Source organism: Flavobacterium niveum, from assembly GCF_055231775.1.
On the sequence record NZ_JBUYSX010000007.1, the window covers coordinates 326,669 to 341,826 of the forward strand.

General features: G+C 44.8%; 17 protein-coding genes. 8 read left to right on the forward strand and 9 right to left on the reverse strand.

From position 1 onward, the window contains the following. The first annotated feature begins 130 nt into the window (after positions 1 to 130). The 4 genes from ACZIX4_RS18055 to ACZIX4_RS18070 are packed head-to-tail and all read left to right on the forward strand — an operon-like array spanning position 131 to position 2,741. Positions 131 to 859: a toxin-antitoxin system YwqK family antitoxin gene (locus ACZIX4_RS18055; RefSeq protein ID WP_463337045.1), complete on the forward strand. Its 729-nt coding sequence runs from the start codon at positions 131 to 133 to the stop codon at positions 857 to 859. A gap of 45 nt (positions 860 to 904) precedes the next feature. Further along, on the forward strand, positions 905 to 2,092 hold the full coding sequence (gene mnmA / locus ACZIX4_RS18060; protein WP_463337046.1) for a tRNA 2-thiouridine(34) synthase MnmA: 1,188 nt from the start codon (positions 905 to 907) through the stop codon (positions 2,090 to 2,092). Between the two features lie 24 nt (positions 2,093 to 2,116). Further along, on the forward strand, positions 2,117 to 2,332 hold the full coding sequence (locus ACZIX4_RS18065) for a hypothetical protein (RefSeq protein WP_463337047.1): 216 nt from the start codon (positions 2,117 to 2,119) through the stop codon (positions 2,330 to 2,332). After that, positions 2,322 to 2,741: a putative toxin-antitoxin system toxin component, PIN family gene (locus tag ACZIX4_RS18070; protein WP_463337048.1), complete on the forward strand. Its 420-nt coding sequence runs from the start codon at positions 2,322 to 2,324 to the stop codon at positions 2,739 to 2,741. The genes ACZIX4_RS18065 and ACZIX4_RS18070 overlap by 11 nt, the downstream gene beginning before the upstream one ends. Positions 2,742 to 2,769: 28 nt before the next feature. On the opposite strand, the gene rlmH is transcribed toward ACZIX4_RS18070, so the two are convergent. The 3 genes from rlmH to ligA form a co-directional block, all read right to left on the reverse strand. Continuing rightward, positions 2,770 to 3,243 (reverse strand): 23S rRNA (pseudouridine(1915)-N(3))-methyltransferase RlmH, encoded by a 474-nt coding sequence (rlmH, locus tag ACZIX4_RS18075; RefSeq protein WP_463337049.1) that lies wholly within the window; start codon positions 3,241 to 3,243, stop codon positions 2,770 to 2,772. 93 nt (positions 3,244 to 3,336) lie between these two features. Further along, a complete protein-coding gene (locus tag ACZIX4_RS18080) occupies positions 3,337 to 3,780 on the reverse strand; it encodes a hypothetical protein (protein ID WP_463337050.1) in 444 nt (147 codons plus the stop codon). A 76-nt stretch (positions 3,781 to 3,856) separates the two neighbouring features. Further along, positions 3,857 to 5,857: an NAD-dependent DNA ligase LigA gene (gene ligA, locus ACZIX4_RS18085; RefSeq protein ID WP_463337051.1), complete on the reverse strand. Its 2,001-nt coding sequence runs from the start codon at positions 5,855 to 5,857 to the stop codon at positions 3,857 to 3,859. 325 nt (positions 5,858 to 6,182) lie between these two features. Here ligA and ACZIX4_RS18090 point away from each other — a divergent pair, with 325 nt between their 5' ends. Then, positions 6,183 to 7,160 (forward strand): endo alpha-1,4 polygalactosaminidase, encoded by a 978-nt coding sequence (locus tag ACZIX4_RS18090; RefSeq protein WP_463337052.1) that lies wholly within the window; start codon positions 6,183 to 6,185, stop codon positions 7,158 to 7,160. Positions 7,161 to 7,233: 73 nt separating this feature from the next. Here the strand turns inward: ACZIX4_RS18090 and ACZIX4_RS18095 are convergent, their stop codons facing one another. From ACZIX4_RS18095 to ACZIX4_RS18115, 5 genes are all read right to left on the reverse strand, one after another. Further along, a complete protein-coding gene (locus tag ACZIX4_RS18095) occupies positions 7,234 to 8,097 on the reverse strand; it encodes a hypothetical protein (RefSeq protein WP_463337053.1) in 864 nt (287 codons plus the stop codon). A gap of 40 nt (positions 8,098 to 8,137) precedes the next feature. Next, the gene (kdsA, locus tag ACZIX4_RS18100; protein WP_411409392.1) at positions 8,138 to 8,956 is read right to left on the reverse strand and encodes a 3-deoxy-8-phosphooctulonate synthase; all 819 of its coding nucleotides are present in this window, start codon (positions 8,954 to 8,956) and stop codon (positions 8,138 to 8,140) included. 112 nt (positions 8,957 to 9,068) lie between these two features. After that, on the reverse strand, positions 9,069 to 9,518 hold the full coding sequence (locus ACZIX4_RS18105) for a 2-dehydro-3-deoxyphosphooctonate aldolase (RefSeq protein ID WP_463337054.1): 450 nt from the start codon (positions 9,516 to 9,518) through the stop codon (positions 9,069 to 9,071). A gap of 132 nt (positions 9,519 to 9,650) precedes the next feature. Next, complete coding sequence (locus tag ACZIX4_RS18110; RefSeq protein WP_463337055.1) at positions 9,651 to 10,034, reverse strand: hypothetical protein; 384 nt, start codon at positions 10,032 to 10,034, stop codon at positions 9,651 to 9,653. 118 nt (positions 10,035 to 10,152) lie between these two features. Beyond that, positions 10,153 to 10,536: a hypothetical protein gene (locus tag ACZIX4_RS18115; RefSeq protein ID WP_463337056.1), complete on the reverse strand. Its 384-nt coding sequence runs from the start codon at positions 10,534 to 10,536 to the stop codon at positions 10,153 to 10,155. Between the two features lie 146 nt (positions 10,537 to 10,682). On the opposite strand from ACZIX4_RS18115, the gene ACZIX4_RS18120 reads away from it, so the two are divergent. After that, positions 10,683 to 11,267 (forward strand): Crp/Fnr family transcriptional regulator, encoded by a 585-nt coding sequence (locus ACZIX4_RS18120; protein WP_463337057.1) that lies wholly within the window; start codon positions 10,683 to 10,685, stop codon positions 11,265 to 11,267. A gap of 79 nt (positions 11,268 to 11,346) precedes the next feature. Further along, complete coding sequence (locus ACZIX4_RS18125) at positions 11,347 to 12,027, forward strand: hypothetical protein (RefSeq protein ID WP_463337058.1); 681 nt, start codon at positions 11,347 to 11,349, stop codon at positions 12,025 to 12,027. 68 nt (positions 12,028 to 12,095) lie between these two features. On the opposite strand, the gene ACZIX4_RS18130 is transcribed toward ACZIX4_RS18125, so the two are convergent. Beyond that, positions 12,096 to 13,367, reverse strand: coding sequence for a Glu/Leu/Phe/Val family dehydrogenase (locus ACZIX4_RS18130; protein WP_463337059.1), 1,272 nt, complete (start codon positions 13,365 to 13,367; stop codon positions 12,096 to 12,098). A gap of 351 nt (positions 13,368 to 13,718) precedes the next feature. On the opposite strand from ACZIX4_RS18130, the gene ACZIX4_RS18135 reads away from it, so the two are divergent. Further along, positions 13,719 to 15,128 (forward strand): MBL fold metallo-hydrolase, encoded by a 1,410-nt coding sequence (locus ACZIX4_RS18135; protein ID WP_463337060.1) that lies wholly within the window; start codon positions 13,719 to 13,721, stop codon positions 15,126 to 15,128. The last annotated feature ends 30 nt before the right edge of the window (positions 15,129 to 15,158 follow it).

The window sequence follows — 15,158 nt, forward strand, 5'->3', positions numbered from 1 at the left end:
CAAAGCACTCTACGGAGTGCTTTTGTGTTCAGTGCCATAGTGTGCGGCTGCGTGATGGCACACATTTTGGATTGGCAGTTACAATAAATTAATTTACTTTAGGTTTCTATATAAAAAGAAGGACAAACCAATGAAGAAATTTGCATTACTACTTTCGGCCGGGCTTATTACACTGGCTTCCTTTGCACAGGAAACAAACAAGAACGATGCAGCCGGCAAGCGCCACGGTGTGTGGAAAGGCACCTATGAAGAAAGCAAGCGTAAGCGCTACGAAGGTACTTTTGACCACGGTAAGGAAACCGGTACGTTTAAGTTTTATGACGACAGTGAGCAAAATACCCTTATGGCTACCCGTGTGTTTAGTGCCGACGGGTCGTGCTTTACTACTTTCTTTGACCCGAAAGGCAACAAGGTAAGCGAAGGCCGTGAGGTAAACCGCAAGCAGGAAGGGGAGTGGAAGTACTACCACTACGAGAGCAAAGCCATAATGCAGGTAGAGCACTATAAGCAGGGTGTACTGAACGGTTCACGTAAAGTGTATTTTGAAAACGGTGCTATAGCGGAAGAAGAGAACTATGCAAACGGCCTAAAAAACGGTGCGTATAAAAAATATACAGAGAAAGGCATAGTGCTGGAGGAATCAAATTATGTAAACGGTAAGCCTGAAGGCAAGGCCATTTACCGCGATGGTAAAGGCAATGTAGCTTCGGAAGGTATATATAAAGACGGAACAAAATCCGGTATCTGGAAGTTTTATGCAGATGGCAAATTGGTAAAAGAAGAAAACCAGGATGCCCATGCATTAAAAGCCGCAGGAAAAGCCAAAATGCAGGAAAAAGCGAAAAAGCCTTCGAATTAAAAAAATCACTACCTTTGTATCGAAATTTTTGAATGTATTTTTAAGATGAAACGTGTAGTAGTTGGCCTTTCGGGCGGAGTAGACAGTAGTGTGGCGGCATACCTGCTAAAAGAGCAGGGGTATGAGGTGATAGGCCTTTTTATGAAGAACTGGCACGATGACAGCGTAACCATATCTAACGAATGCCCGTGGCTGGAAGACAGCAACGATGCGCTTTTGGTTGCCGAAAAGCTGGGCATACCGTTCCAGACGGTAGACCTTAGCGAGCAATATAAGGAGCGTATTGTAGACTACATGTTTAACGAATACGAAAAAGGACGTACGCCAAACCCGGATGTGCTTTGCAACCGGGAGATTAAGTTTGACGTGTTCATGAAAATAGCCCTGAGCCTGGGTGCTGATTACGTAGCTACCGGCCATTACTGCCGCCGGGACGTAATAGAAAAAGATGGAAAAGAGGTATACAGGCTGCTTTCGGGCGAGGATAATAACAAAGACCAGTCGTACTTTTTGTGTCAGCTTTCGCAGGAGCAACTGAGCAAAGCACTGTTTCCGATAGGGGAGCTTACCAAGCCGCAGGTGCGTGAAATTGCCGCTGAGCAGGGATTAATCACTGCCGAGAAAAAAGACTCGCAGGGGCTTTGCTTTATTGGCAAGGTACGCCTGCCGGAGTTCCTGCAACAGCAATTGCAACCTAAAGAAGGTGTAATTTACGAAGTAAATGCCGACCTACCTTTATATTCTGAAGCCGAACCGGAGTTTGCCAATGTAGAAGATAAACTAGCTTACGAAGCCAAAAATATAAGCTATAACCCGGCAATGGCTAAAGTAGTGGGCAAGCACCAGGGTGCACATTATTATACCATAGGCCAGCGCAAAGGCCTGAATGTAGGCGGTACCAAAGAGGCGCTGTTTATCATAGCGACTGATGTGGAAACCAATGCTATATACACCGGACAGGGGCATGCCCACCCGGGTTTGTTCCGTAAGGCGCTGTACATACAGGAAAGCGAAATCCACTGGGTACGTGAAGACCTTGCCCTTAACGACGGCGAAACCATGGAGGTTATGGTGCGCATACGCTACCGCCAGCCGTTGCAGAAAGCTACCCTGCATAAGTTTGATAACGGTATGTACATTTCCTTTGACCAGCCGCAAAGCGCCATTACCGAAGGGCAGTTTGCTGCATGGCACATAGGCGAAGAGCTTGTGGGCAGCGGTGTGATTTCGTAAAGAGAAAAAACGTATATTTACACTATGGAATCTTTTCAAATAGACATACTTAACCCTAAGGCTATTGCATTGCTGAATGATTTGGCAGCGCAAAAACTTATTGCTATGAAGCCTGCTAATGGCAATAAGTTTTTGAGTGTTGTTGAGAAATTGCGTGAGAAAGCTTCGAAAGATGCCCCAACTCAGGAGGAAATCGCGGCAGAGGTAGAAGCTTTAAGGATGAAAAGGTATGCAAAATAATAAGTTGAGGCTTATTATTGATACCAATTTGTGGATAAGTTTTTTGCTTACCAAAGATTACAATAAACTTGATATACTGTTTGATACTTCCAAAGTTGAATTGCTTTTTAGCGAAGAACTTTTAGCTGAATTTATAGAAGTAGCAAACCGTCCAAAATTCAAAAAGTATTTTACGTTAGATATTGTGGCAGACCTTATTGATGCTATTAATGAGCATGCTGGGTTTATAACGGTTAACTCTGTCGTTGCATTATGCCGCGACGAGAAAGATAACTTCTTGCTTGCTTTGGCTTGCGATGGCAATGCTGATTATCTCATTACGGGAGATAAAGACCTTCTCATACTTGAGAAAATACAGGGTACAAAAATTACTACTATGAGTGATTTTTTAGGTTCCCTTACTACATAGCCATCAAACTACAGCCAGATAATAAGCTTTATTGGTGATGGTACGGTTCGTTCCGTAAAATGGTAAAGGCGCGGTATACCTGCTCTATAAAAAACAGCCGCACCATCTGGTGGCTGAAGGTCATGGAAGATAGCGATACTTTGCCCTGCGCCTTGGCATATACCGTAGGACTGAAACCATACGGCCCGCCAATAACGTACACCAGTGTTTTTACACCGCTGTTCATCTTCTTTTGCAGTTCGTCGCTAAAGCCCACGCTGCTGAATGTTTTACCATTCTCATCAAGCAAAATAAGCTGGTCGGTAGGGGAGAGCTTGCTAAGAATAAGTTCGCCTTCTTTTTCCTTTTGCTGCGCTTCGCTCAGGTTTTTTACATTCTTTATATCGGGTATGATTTCCAGGTCAAACTTCACGTAAAAGCCAAGCCGTTTGGTGTAATCATCAATCAGCGTTTGCAGGGCTTTGTTATCGGTTTTGCCTATGGCAAGTAGTTTTATGTTCATTTTTTAGAGCTGCTAAGCCTCTTAGCTACTGAGTTTCTTAGCTTTTTTTGATGATGTAAATAGATGTCTATTGTGGCTTAGGAGCTAAGAAGCTTAGCGGCTCCTTACAAGCTTAATATATTTTGATTTACAGTCAAGCTTTTGGTATTCGTTCGTAGCGTTGCCGTAATTTTGTATGAGCAGGGTGTCTTTGTTTTTTTCAATTTCAAGGTTGTTGTGTACAGTTTCCTGACTTTCATCACCATTGGTGTAAGATGACCACGTAACCCCTTTCAGGGAAAGGTACCCATTTTCGATGCCAACCTGCCCAATGTTATCAAGGCTGTTATTGACGATGTGGTATTCGTATACCCGCCCTTTTTTACTGATGCTGATTGTCAGCGGGCAAGCATCGCCACCATCAAAACCTATCGAAACATATTTGCCCGCAAGGGTGTCTGCTGCTGTGGGTTCATTGTCCTGCACAGTTGCTTTGGGCTGTTTATCTTTACAACTGACTAGTGTGAATGCGGTAAAGGCTATAATATAGTATTTCATTTTTCTCAAGCTTCTGATTTTCTGAGCAGCTTAGCTTTTATCATGCTTACAAGGGAAAGCTTAGTGTCTAAGAATCTTAGGAACTCAGCATCTCTATAAACTCATCCTCACTAATAATCGCCACACCCAGCTGGGTTGCTTTTTCCAGCTTGGCAGGGCCCATATTGTCACCGGCTACCACATAGTGGGTTTTACCTGTAATAGAGCTGCCTACCTTACCGCCGTTTGCCTCGATGGCATTCTTCAGTTCGTCGCGGCTGAATTTTGTAAACACACCCGATACCACAAAGGTTTTCCCGGCCAGCTTATCGCTTGCAGCCACGGCTTCGGTAGCAGTAGATTCCAGTTGCACGCCGTATGCTTTCAGGCGCTCTACCAGCTTGCGGTTTTCTTCATTTTCAAAGAAATCAACCACGCTTTGTGCAATGCGTTCGCCTATTTCGTCTACCAGTATCAGGTCCATTAATGTAGCCTTTGCAAGGTTGTCAATCGATTTGTAATGCTTTGCCAGTTTTTTGGCAACGGTTTCACCCACATAGCGGATGCCCAGTGCATATAGCACACGTTCAAACGCTACCTGTTTCGATTTTTCAATACCGTCTACCAGGTTCTGCGCCGACTTATCCGCCATGCGTTCCAGTGGCACCACCTGTTCCTTTTGCAGGTCGTACAGGTCGGCATAGTTTTGTATCAGCCCTGAGTTGTACAGCAAGGCAACGGTTTCGCCACCAAGGCCTTCAATGTCCATAGCCTTACGCGATATATAGTGCTGTACACGGCCAATGATTTGTGGCGGGCAACCGTAAAAGTTAGGGCAATAGTGCTGAGCCTCACCCTCTTTGCGTTCCAGTTCGGTAAGGCATTCGGGGCATTTGTGTATATATACGGTAGGCTCGCTGTCGGCAGGGCGTTTGGTAAAATCCACAGCAATAATCTTCGGGATAATCTCGCCGCCTTTTTCTACAAACACCTCGTCGCCTATGCGTACGTCTAGTTTTTCTATCTGGTCGGCATTATGGAGCGATGCACGTTTTACCACCGTACCGGCCAGCTGTACTGGCTCTAAGTTGGCCACAGGGGTTATGGCACCCGTGCGCCCCACCTGGTAGCTTATGCTGTTCAGCCTGGTGCTTACGCGCTCGGCCTTAAATTTATAGGCCACAGCCCAGCGCGGGCTTTTGGCGGTATAGCCCAGTTCATCCTGTTGGTGCAGGTCGTTTACCTTAATTACCACACCGTCTGTTTCATACGGCAGGTCGTGGCGGTGGTGGTCCCAGTGTTCTATAAATGCCAGTACTTCTTCCATGTTGTTGGCAAGGCGGGCTTCTTTCGGGACTTTAAAGCCCCACTGGCGCGCTTTTTCCAACCCGTGGAACTGTGTATCTATAGGCAGGCTTGGGCCAATGAGCGAATACAACAGGCAGTCCAGCGGGCGTTTTGCCACTTCGGCGCTGTCCTGTAGCTTCAGGCTGCCCGATGCCGTGTTACGCGGATTGGCATATGGCGTACCACCGGCTTCTATAACTTCCTGGTTCATTTTGGCAAAACCTTCCAGTGGGAGGATGATTTCACCACGGATGTCAAACTTTGCAGGGAAATCGCCCTTTAGCTTCAACGGTACCGAGCGTATCGTTTTTATATTGGTAGTCACTTCATCCCCCTGGAAACCGTCGCCGCGGGTTACGGCTTTGGTAAGCTGCCCATTTTCATAAGAAATAGTAATGGAAGCACCGTCGTATTTCAGTTCGCAGGTATATTGTACATTGTCTGTGCCAAGGCCTTTCTGTACACGCTTTTCCCATTCCAATAGCTCTTCGGTACTGTAAGCGTTGTCCAGCGAATACATGCGGTATTCGTGTACTATGGTATTAAAATTTTTGGTCACTGCACCGCCCACGCGCTGGGTAGGGGAGCTGGGGTCGTCATATTCAGGATGCTGTGCTTCAAGCTGCTGCAGCTCTTTCAGCTTCATGTCAAACTCAAAGTCGGTTATGGTAGGTGCGTCAAGCACGTAGTAGTTGTAGTTATGCTGGTTCAGTTCTTCGCGTAGTGCGGTTATCTGTTGGAGGGCATCCATGCTGTAATGTTTGTTTATACGGCTAATTTAGCCAAAGTTTAAAACATGGAAAACATTTTGGGCAGCTTATGTACTATGAGTTTAATTTTTTGAGTTATGTTAAAAGAGACAAAGAATACGTTAAATGAGAAATTAAACCACATAGTTTCATAGCTTGGATTTTACCGAAAAGGCTGTATAGAAAACAGGTTTTACACATAGCACTCCTATGTAAAGCACAGCTTTCTATCTTAACTTTGTTAATGTGCAGTGTTTTTTTAAATTATGTGCCTATGTGGTTTTAAAAATAATCCATAGAAAATAAAAAATTTAAATCCCCCGGAAAATGAGAATAACAGTTTTATTTATGAGTTTGGTGTTGCTGGCAGGATGCAGTAACAGCGACGACAACGAATCTGGTACCGATACCGGCGACCGCAATTACAAACAAGACATGCGCGATTTTGTTATCGGTATCAGTGAAAAGGCTAAGGCTTCAGACTCCGGTTTTGCCATTATCCCGCAAAACGGCATTGAACTGGTAACCGATAACGGCGAACAGGATGGCAGCCCCGCAACGGCCTACCTTAATGCGATAGACGGTAACGGGCAGGAGGATTTGCTTTACGGCTATGACAACGATGATGTGGCTACCCCAACGTCAACAACTACCTACCTTAAAAGTTACCTTGATATTTCTAAAAATGCAGGGAATACAATACTGGCTATTGATTATTGCAGTACGGTTTCTAAAATAGCCGATTCGTATACTAAGAATGCTGCATCAGGGTACATATCATTCGCGGCGACAGAGCGCAACCTGAACGTAATTCCGCCAGGCAGCCCGCATAATGAGAACAGCGATAACATTACGTCGCTTTCGCAGGCCAAAAACTTTTTGTACCTGATAAACCCTGAGGATTTCACGTCAAAACAGGTGTTTATCAGTGCGGTGCAGGCCACGAATTACGATGCCCTGATTATGGATTTGTATTTTAACAATGAAACGTTTACCGCTGCCGAAATAAACCAGCTGAAGCAGAAAAATAATGGTGGTACACGGTTGGTTATCTGTTATATGTCTATTGGTGAGGCCGAAGATTACCGCTATTACTGGAACAGCAGTTGGGCGGGCAATGCGCCATCATGGCTGGCTGCGGAAAACCCCAACTGGCCGGGCAACTACAAGGTGCGTTACTGGGATGAAGACTGGCAGGGGATAGTGTATAAAAATGATGATTCCTACCTTAATAAAATACTCGGTGCAGGCTTTAACGGGGTGTACCTGGATATTATAGATGCGTTTGAATATTTTGAAAATTAATTTAGCCACGAATTACACTAATTTCACCAAAACAATTAGTGATAATTAGTGCAATTTGTGGCTAATATATTTTCTAATTCAGCCTGAAAATACCGCCAAACACTATAATACGCTGTGCGAATGTAAAGTGTTGTGAGGCACGGTCGGCACCCATGTACGTAGTACGGATGTCGTTCATTTCTATGTAACCGGTTTTGTATTCGGTTTGTACAAAGAAGTGTTTAAAGAATGTAATGTTAAGGCCTGCTTTGGCTCCCACGCCATATCCCGAAATATGGAAATCGTCATGGCGTTGCTTACCCAGTACCATAGCATTGGTTTTTGGGTACAGTACACCGCCGTCTACACCTACGGTAAAGTTTACCTGTATTTTGTCGGTATTGTTTATGCCAATGTATTTAGACAGGTCGTCTACACGGGCTATACCGGCATTAATGTAGTTAAGGCCATCGGTATGCTCAAAGGTGAGGAAATCCTCGGTCATTTGTACCGGTATGTTGTTATAGATACCGTTAAATGCCGAACCTGCCTGGTCCAGAGGCAGGTCTATGTAGCCGTTTACGTTAACAGTTTGATTCTGCCTCATTACATACTTCATATGGTCCAGGCCCACGTTAATGTTGTAATGGTCGTTGATAAAGTAACCTACGCGTAAGTTGGTTTGCGGGATGGTCATCCTGCCGGGGTTTACATAATCAATGTTCCAGCCTTTCGGTTTGTCGTGGGCAGTAACGTTATTAAGGGTAAAATTATACCCGTTACCTGAAAAGTTAATGTCCGACTCCGAGTAGCTGTCGCGGTTGCCCCCCCAGTAAATATAGAACTTTCCTTTATTATGGGCCGTGTATTTTTCAGGACTTGCAGGCACGTCTTGTGCAAAGGTGTACTGTGAAAAAACACAAAAAGCTAGTACAACCTTTAGTAAAGGTTGCTTCATTATAAGTGATGTGTGAGTGTGTTATTGGTCAATGCAGCGCTTAGAACCCGTTAATGGTGGTCCTTATTGCTGTAAGCTTTTCCATAAGCCCTTCAAAATAATCAAGGTGCAGCATGTTAGCCCCGTCGCTTTTTGCATTAGCAGGGTCAAAATGCGTTTCTATAAAAATGCCGTCTACACCGGTGGCTATACCGGCACGGGCTATAGTTTCTATCATATCGGGCCTGCCGCCTGTAACGCCCGCCTCCTGGTTTGGCTGTTGTAGCGAGTGGGTAACGTCAAGCACGGTAGACGCAAACTTTTTCATGGTAGGTATACCACGGAAGTCTACAATCATGTCCTGGTAGCCAAACATCGTACCACGGTCGGTAACCATTACTTTATTGTTGTTGCTGTCCAGAACCTTTTGTACGGCGTGTTTCATGCTCTCAGGGCTCATGAACTGGCCTTTTTTAAGGTTTACGGTACGGCCGGTTTCGGCGGCAGCCACAACAAGGTCGGTTTGCCTTACCAGGAATGCCGGTATTTGCAGCACATCTACATACTGTGCAGCCATAGCGGCATCTTCATTGGTGTGGATGTCTGTAACAGTAGGTATATCAAAAGTTTCCGATACTTTTTGAAGAATTTTAAGCGCTTTTTCGTCGCCAATGCCGGTAAAACTGTCTACACGGCTGCGGTTTGCCTTTTTAAACGAACCTTTAAAAACGTAAGGTATTTTAAGCCTGTCAGTTACTTTTACAATATGCTCGGCTATGCGCAGTGCCATTTCTTCGCCTTCAATAGCACAAGGGCCTGATAAAAGGAAAAAATTACCACTATCGGTATGCTTTATTTTAGGGATGTTGTTTAAGTCCATTTTGCGTGTTTAAAATGTGGCGCAAAGATACAAAGAAAAAAGCCTTCCTGTAACAGAAGGCTTTGTGTATTATAGTACAATTTATATCAAATTGCTGCTTCTTTATAGCAAATCAGGTTTTTTTAATACCAAAACCCACCGGTGCCATTACTTTGCCCTTTTCGTATAGGTTAATGTATATCTTTTTTGGTTCGCTAAGGCCTTCCCAGGTAACCTCATACACATCCAGCAGGCCGGCGCCCATAGTGTATTTTTTGGTAGGGAAGGGGCAGCAGGCGTCTACCTTGGTATAGGTAAGGGTTTGCCCATCGGGACCGGTAAGTCCCCCGAAATAGCGCTTTACGTTAACCTCCGCACTCTGGAACGGAAGGAAGCCAAGGTTTACCGGGTAGTCCTGGTCGTAGCCAAATTTTTTATCGGTAGCCGTTTCGGTTATTATAAAGTATTTTTCTTTAGACAGTGCAGGCATCACGGCGTTGTCGTCTATATTCTGTATGGTGTTTTTTGATCCTGAGCAGGCAAACAGTAACGACAGGCAGCCCAGTAGCAATAGCTTTTTCATGGTTTCTGAATCTTTCGGTCAAAAGTAATAAATAATAGGCAACACTGATGACACTGATATAAGGGATTTACACTGATTTTTTATCCCCGTAGAGACGTTGCAGTGCAACGTCTGTAATTAAGTTCCTCAAAATTACTTGTTACTTTTAAAAATAACGAAGTCAAAATCGGTACCCGAAAGCGCCGATAGTACTCCCGACACTATATCACCACCCTGGTAGTTGTAGAACAGCGGCGTATTACCGGCTATGGGCATGGTAGGTACGTAACGTCCATCGCCCAGCGAATAAAAATTACCATCCGGCGCGGCGTAAATACTGCGGTTGTTTACAGCACCACTGTCAAAAGTATACTGGTAGCGTCCGAAAACACTTTCGTAGTTTTTGCTGAAATAGGTAAAATCAGGCAGTTCTACTTTAAGGCTGTCCTGCGGGGTTGCGGTAAACGATAGTTTTTTCTGCTGTGCAAAGCCTGCTGTAGCAATCAGTAGTGCGGCTATGGTGAATATCCTTTTCATAACTTATGGTTTAAATGGTTTGTTATGCCCAAGTTACAAAAAATACCGATACCAAAAATGCCGTGCCGAAGAAGTAATAACTTTTTCAGCACGACAGGTTTAACGCAACAGGCATCCTTTACTCCTCCGGAAAATCATTTAAAAGGAACCGCAGTGGTGTTATAGGTCCAAGCGGTATAAAGTCGAACTCCATCATACCGGCCTGCCCCAGCGGTAGCCTTTCCAGCAAATCGTGGGCTTCGGCTGCATCGGTAACATTCATTATGAACACCACGCCGCTTATATCGGGTTTTATGTACCACGATTCTATTTTCCCGGTAAGGTACAGCCTTACTGTAGCGGGTACCTCTTTTATCATTACAGGTATCCTGTCACTTTTTACCAGGCCTTTTTCTGTCCACCTGCCTATAGCCAACATTTTTGTTACGGGAGTAGAAAGGTCTATCGCGGCAAACCTGGCTATGGTTTCAGGGTTTGCGGCTGTGTTTTGATTTGCATCCATAATTTTGAATTTTAAGTGTATAAAATTGTTGTTATTACACAGGCAAAGTTCATGCATGTAAAGGGCAATACTCTTGGCAAATGGCAAGAAATGGTTTTGAGATGCATTTTATTAGTACCTTGCTGTACCTATTTAAAAATAGCAGCATGAACAGAGAAGCCCTTGCCGCCTACTTTAAGAAAACAGATCTGGTATCGCATGCCACTGCCGAAAAAATCATAGAGCAGTTTGAGGACAAACACCTTCTGAAAAATGAGGTGCAACTGGCGGAAGACACGGTGTGCAACCAATACCTTTTCCTTGCAAAAGGCTATATGCGTGCCTATGCACACGATACTGAAGGGAATGAAGTAACTACAGGGTTTTATGCCCCCGGCGAAGTAATATTTGAAGTGGCTTCTTTTTTTAACCGAACAAAATCTAAAGAAAACATACAGGCACTTACCGATTGCGAAGGATTATACATTACCTACGAGCAACTGAACCACCTGTTCCATACCCTGCCGGAGTTCAGGGAATTTGGCAGGTCCATACTCGTAAAAGGGTTTTCAGGGCTTAAGACGAGAATGCTGTCCATGATTACCGAAACTGCTGAAGAACGCTATCTGTACCTGCTGAAAACGAATCCGGATATTTTTCAGCATGCAGCATTAAAGCACATTGCTTCTTACCTGGGCATTACAGATACTTCGCTGAGCCGTATACGTAAGGAGCTGTATAAAAAACACTGATGATTCCATTTCTTGCCATTTGCCAAGACGGTTGCCGTGCGCATGTTATTCCTTTGCTTAAACAAAAACAAGTACAGCAATGGAAACACTACCGCTTTACATCAGCCTGGTTTTTGGGATTACACTCCTAACTGCCATAGCGCTTTTTTACAAAGCCACACACAATTCTAAAATTGCCATAGGCATCATTGTAGCCTTGGCCATTACACAATCGGCAATCAGCCTTACCGGGTTTTACACTGCCGAAAGCACCATACCGCCACACTTTGCATTATTATTGGTGCCGTCATTGGTAATTATTATCGCACTTTTTGCAATGAAAAAAGGAAGGGCTTTTATAGACGGACTTGATATTAAGATGCTCACGCTGTTGCATACCATACGGATCCCTGTAGAATTGGTATTGCTGTGGCTGTACCTGCACAAAGCCGTACCACAGCTCATGACGTTTGAAGGAAGCAACTACGATATCCTTTCGGGCATCAGCGCACCGGTTGTATATTTCCTTACGTTCAGGTTAAAGAAAGCAGGGCCACCCTTTCTCCTCATCTGGAATTTTATCTGCCTGGGGCTGCTATTTAATATTGTATTCCATGCAGTGCTGTCGGTGCCCACAGCCTTACAGCAATTTGCCTTTGACCAGCCGAATGTAGCCCTGCTGTATTTTCCGTTTATACTGTTGCCGTCAATCCTTGTACCATTGGTACTGTTTAGCCACCTTGCAGCCATAAGGCGGATATTGCGTAAGGATCTAAACTAAAAAAAAGCCCGTCTGAAAATAGTTCCAGACGGGCTTTCTGCTGTAGATTATATATAAAGAAGTTGTTTTTATGGGAAAATACCCCTCTGCTTGTATGCCATTTCTATCCTGGTAAGGGCTACAATGTAAGCAGCAGTCCTCCAGTCGGTTTTAAACTTATCTGAAGTCTCTACCACTTTACCGAAAGCGTCTTCCAGTTTTTTGCGCAGCTTGGTAATTACATCGTCCATGCTCCATATCTCACCGTTACGGTTTTGAAGCCACTCGTAGTAACTGCCTATAACACCACCCGAGTTACAAAGGATATCAGGGATAATCTCTACACCGTTAGCCAGTAGTATTGCTTCACCTTCAGTATCTGTAGGGCCGTTAGCACCTTCAGCAATTACGCGGGCTTTAATATTAGGGGCGTTTTCTTCGGTAATCTGGTTACCAAGGGCAGCCGGGATAATAATATCACAATCTATAGTAAAGAAAGATGAACCGTCATAATCAGCCGTAAAGCCTTTAATGGTAGCATTTTTGCTTTGGTAGTCAAGCAGCGCTTCAGGGTCTATACCATCGGCATTATAAATAGTGCCTGTAGCATCCTGTACACCTACAAGTATAGCACCGTTCTTGTTCATAAAGTGCGCACTCCAGTAACCTACGTTACCAAAGCCCTGTATAATGTATTTTTTACCTTCAAGCGAAACATTGCGCAGCTTAGCCCATGCTTCAAGGGTAACCACTACACCAAAGCCTGTAGCACGGTCGCGTCCTTCAAGTCCGCCCGAACCTACCGGCTTACCGGTAACCACGTGCTGGTTCTTGCTACGCTCGGCCGGGGCCTTGGTACTCATGTACGTATCGGCTATCCATGCCATCATCTGGGCATTGGTATTTACATCCGGTGCAGGTATGTCGTGCTCAGGGCCTATGTTATCGCCCAGGGCAAAAGTAAACCTGCGGGTGATGCGCTCAAGCTCTGCCTGGCTGTATTTTTTAGGATCAAGCTGGATACCGCCTTTACCACCACCATACGGAAGGCCGGCTAGCGATGTTTTCCAGGTCATCCAGGTAGCCAGTGCACGTGCGGCATCAAGATCTACCGTTTCGTGGTAACGAAGGCCGCCTTTGTATGGCCCAAGGAAATTGTTGTGCTGTACACGGTAACCTGTAAATACTTCTACTTCTCCGCTGTCCATTTTTACAGGGAAGTGTACTACTATTTCGTTATTGGTAAGTGCCAGGATTTTCTTTAAACTGTCGTCAAGGCCCATTACACCTGCAGCCTTTTCAAACTGGTTTTTTACGTTTTCATACATGCCCGTTCTTTTGGGCGTTGTGGTTGTTGCCATACCTATAGTTGTAGCTTAATAAGACAATTTTTATGTAAGTTAGTTTGTATCGTAAATACTCTAACAAAGGTATTTATAATTATTAAATACACAAATATTATTCTATAATATTATCACATTTTTAATCATAAAGTTATTTAACACCCTTTTAGTAAAAATATGATAATTTTTAGTTTTCATTAACACGCTACCCGTACGGGCAGGTATCACATTTTGGCGTTTAAATGTTACGCCATCCCTCCCCATAATTTTAGGGTTGCATAAGCTATAAATTGATATATTTGCATCAATACCCCATAAGGATTTTTGAAATTGCAAAATATGCTGTGGGGCAACGCAAATCATTACAAAATGAAAATAGAACAAATATATACCGGATGCATAGCGCAGGCAGCTTACTACCTTGTAAGCAACGGCGAGGCAGCCATATTCGACCCGCTGCGCGAGGTACAGCCTTATATAGACCGTGCCGCCAAAGACGGTGCACAAATAAAATACATCTTTGAAACGCATTTCCATGCCGATTTTGTATCGGGCCACCTGGATTTGGCAAAGAAAACCGGTGCGCAGATTGTATACGGACCCACCGCCCAACCCGAGTTTGATGCGCTTATAGCCACAGACGGGCAGGAATTTACCGTGGGCAATTATACCATACGTGCCATACACACCCCCGGCCACACGCTGGAAAGCACCTGCTACCTGCTGCTGGATGAAAACAAAAACATACACGGCATTATTACCGGCGATACGCTGTTTATAGGCGATGTGGGCAGGCCCGACCTGGCGCAGGCACTTACCAGCGAGCTTACGCAGGAAATACTGGCATCGCACCTGTACGATTCGCTGCGCGATAAGGTAATGGTATTGCCAAACGAAACCATAGTATACCCAAGCCACGGTGCGGGCAGTGCCTGCGGCAAAAACATGAGCAAGGAAACTACCGATACATTGGGTAACCAAAAGCAGGTGAACTACGCCCTTAGGGCAGATATGACCCGAGAGGAGTTCATCAGCGAACTGCTGGACGGGCTGGGAAGGCCACCGGCGTATTTCCCGCAAAATGTAATGATGAACATTAAGGGTTACGACAGCCTTGACAATATTATACAACAGGGTGCAAAGGCTCTTACACCTGCTGAATTTGAAGCCATAGCTACCGAAACCGGAGCCATAGTGCTGGACGTAAGGAGCGAGGCCGAATTTATAGAGGAGCACATACCGGGTTCTATATTTATAGGCCTGCACGGTGGCTTTGCCCCGTGGGTAGGTGCACTGATTATGGATGTAAACCAGCCATTAGTGCTTATAACCCCTGAAGGTAAGGAAGAAGAAGCCGTAACCCGCCTGGCCCGTGTAGGGTTCGACCATTCTTTGGGGTACCTGCAGGGTGGGGTAGTGGCATGGAAAGCAGCAGGCTACGAAACTGACAGCGTACGCTCGGTAAGCCCTGAGGCATTTGCCGATGCCTTTGAAACCGAAGCCTGTACAGTAGTAGATTCGCGCAGGCCGGGTGAATTTGAAGCAGGCCACGTACTGGATGCGCTGAACATTCCGCTTGATTTTGTAAACGAGCAACTTGCTGAAGTACCTAAGGATAAGGATTTTTACCTGCACTGTGCCGGTGGCTACCGTTCTATCATCATGGCCAGCATCCTAAAGGCACGAGGCTACCATAACATGATAAACGTGGAGAAAGGTTTTGGCGGTATCAAGAATACTTCGGTGAAAACCACCCTTAACCAGGAGGCATCACTTTAAATACATTTAAACAAACATATCTTAAACAGA

Coding starts and splice junctions, on each gene's coding strand:
- ACZIX4_RS18055 (WP_463337045.1), top strand. CDS start 131: ATGAAGAAATTTGCATTACTACTTTCGGCCGGGCTTATTACACTGGCT.
- mnmA (WP_463337046.1), top strand. CDS start 905: ATGAAACGTGTAGTAGTTGGCCTTTCGGGCGGAGTAGACAGTAGTGTG.
- ACZIX4_RS18065 (WP_463337047.1), top strand. CDS start 2,117: ATGGAATCTTTTCAAATAGACATACTTAACCCTAAGGCTATTGCATTG.
- ACZIX4_RS18070 (WP_463337048.1), top strand. CDS start 2,322: ATGCAAAATAATAAGTTGAGGCTTATTATTGATACCAATTTGTGGATA.
- rlmH (WP_463337049.1), bottom strand. CDS start 3,243: ATGAACATAAAACTACTTGCCATAGGCAAAACCGATAACAAAGCCCTG.
- ACZIX4_RS18080 (WP_463337050.1), bottom strand. CDS start 3,780: ATGAAATACTATATTATAGCCTTTACCGCATTCACACTAGTCAGTTGT.
- ligA (WP_463337051.1), bottom strand. CDS start 5,857: ATGGATGCCCTCCAACAGATAACCGCACTACGCGAAGAACTGAACCAG.
- ACZIX4_RS18090 (WP_463337052.1), top strand. CDS start 6,183: ATGAGAATAACAGTTTTATTTATGAGTTTGGTGTTGCTGGCAGGATGC.
- ACZIX4_RS18095 (WP_463337053.1), bottom strand. CDS start 8,097: ATGAAGCAACCTTTACTAAAGGTTGTACTAGCTTTTTGTGTTTTTTCA.
- kdsA (WP_411409392.1), bottom strand. CDS start 8,956: ATGGACTTAAACAACATCCCTAAAATAAAGCATACCGATAGTGGTAAT.
- ACZIX4_RS18105 (WP_463337054.1), bottom strand. CDS start 9,518: ATGAAAAAGCTATTGCTACTGGGCTGCCTGTCGTTACTGTTTGCCTGC.
- ACZIX4_RS18110 (WP_463337055.1), bottom strand. CDS start 10,034: ATGAAAAGGATATTCACCATAGCCGCACTACTGATTGCTACAGCAGGC.
- ACZIX4_RS18115 (WP_463337056.1), bottom strand. CDS start 10,536: ATGGATGCAAATCAAAACACAGCCGCAAACCCTGAAACCATAGCCAGG.
- ACZIX4_RS18120 (WP_463337057.1), top strand. CDS start 10,683: ATGAACAGAGAAGCCCTTGCCGCCTACTTTAAGAAAACAGATCTGGTA.
- ACZIX4_RS18125 (WP_463337058.1), top strand. CDS start 11,347: ATGGAAACACTACCGCTTTACATCAGCCTGGTTTTTGGGATTACACTC.
- ACZIX4_RS18130 (WP_463337059.1), bottom strand. CDS start 13,367: ATGGCAACAACCACAACGCCCAAAAGAACGGGCATGTATGAAAACGTA.
- ACZIX4_RS18135 (WP_463337060.1), top strand. CDS start 13,719: ATGAAAATAGAACAAATATATACCGGATGCATAGCGCAGGCAGCTTAC.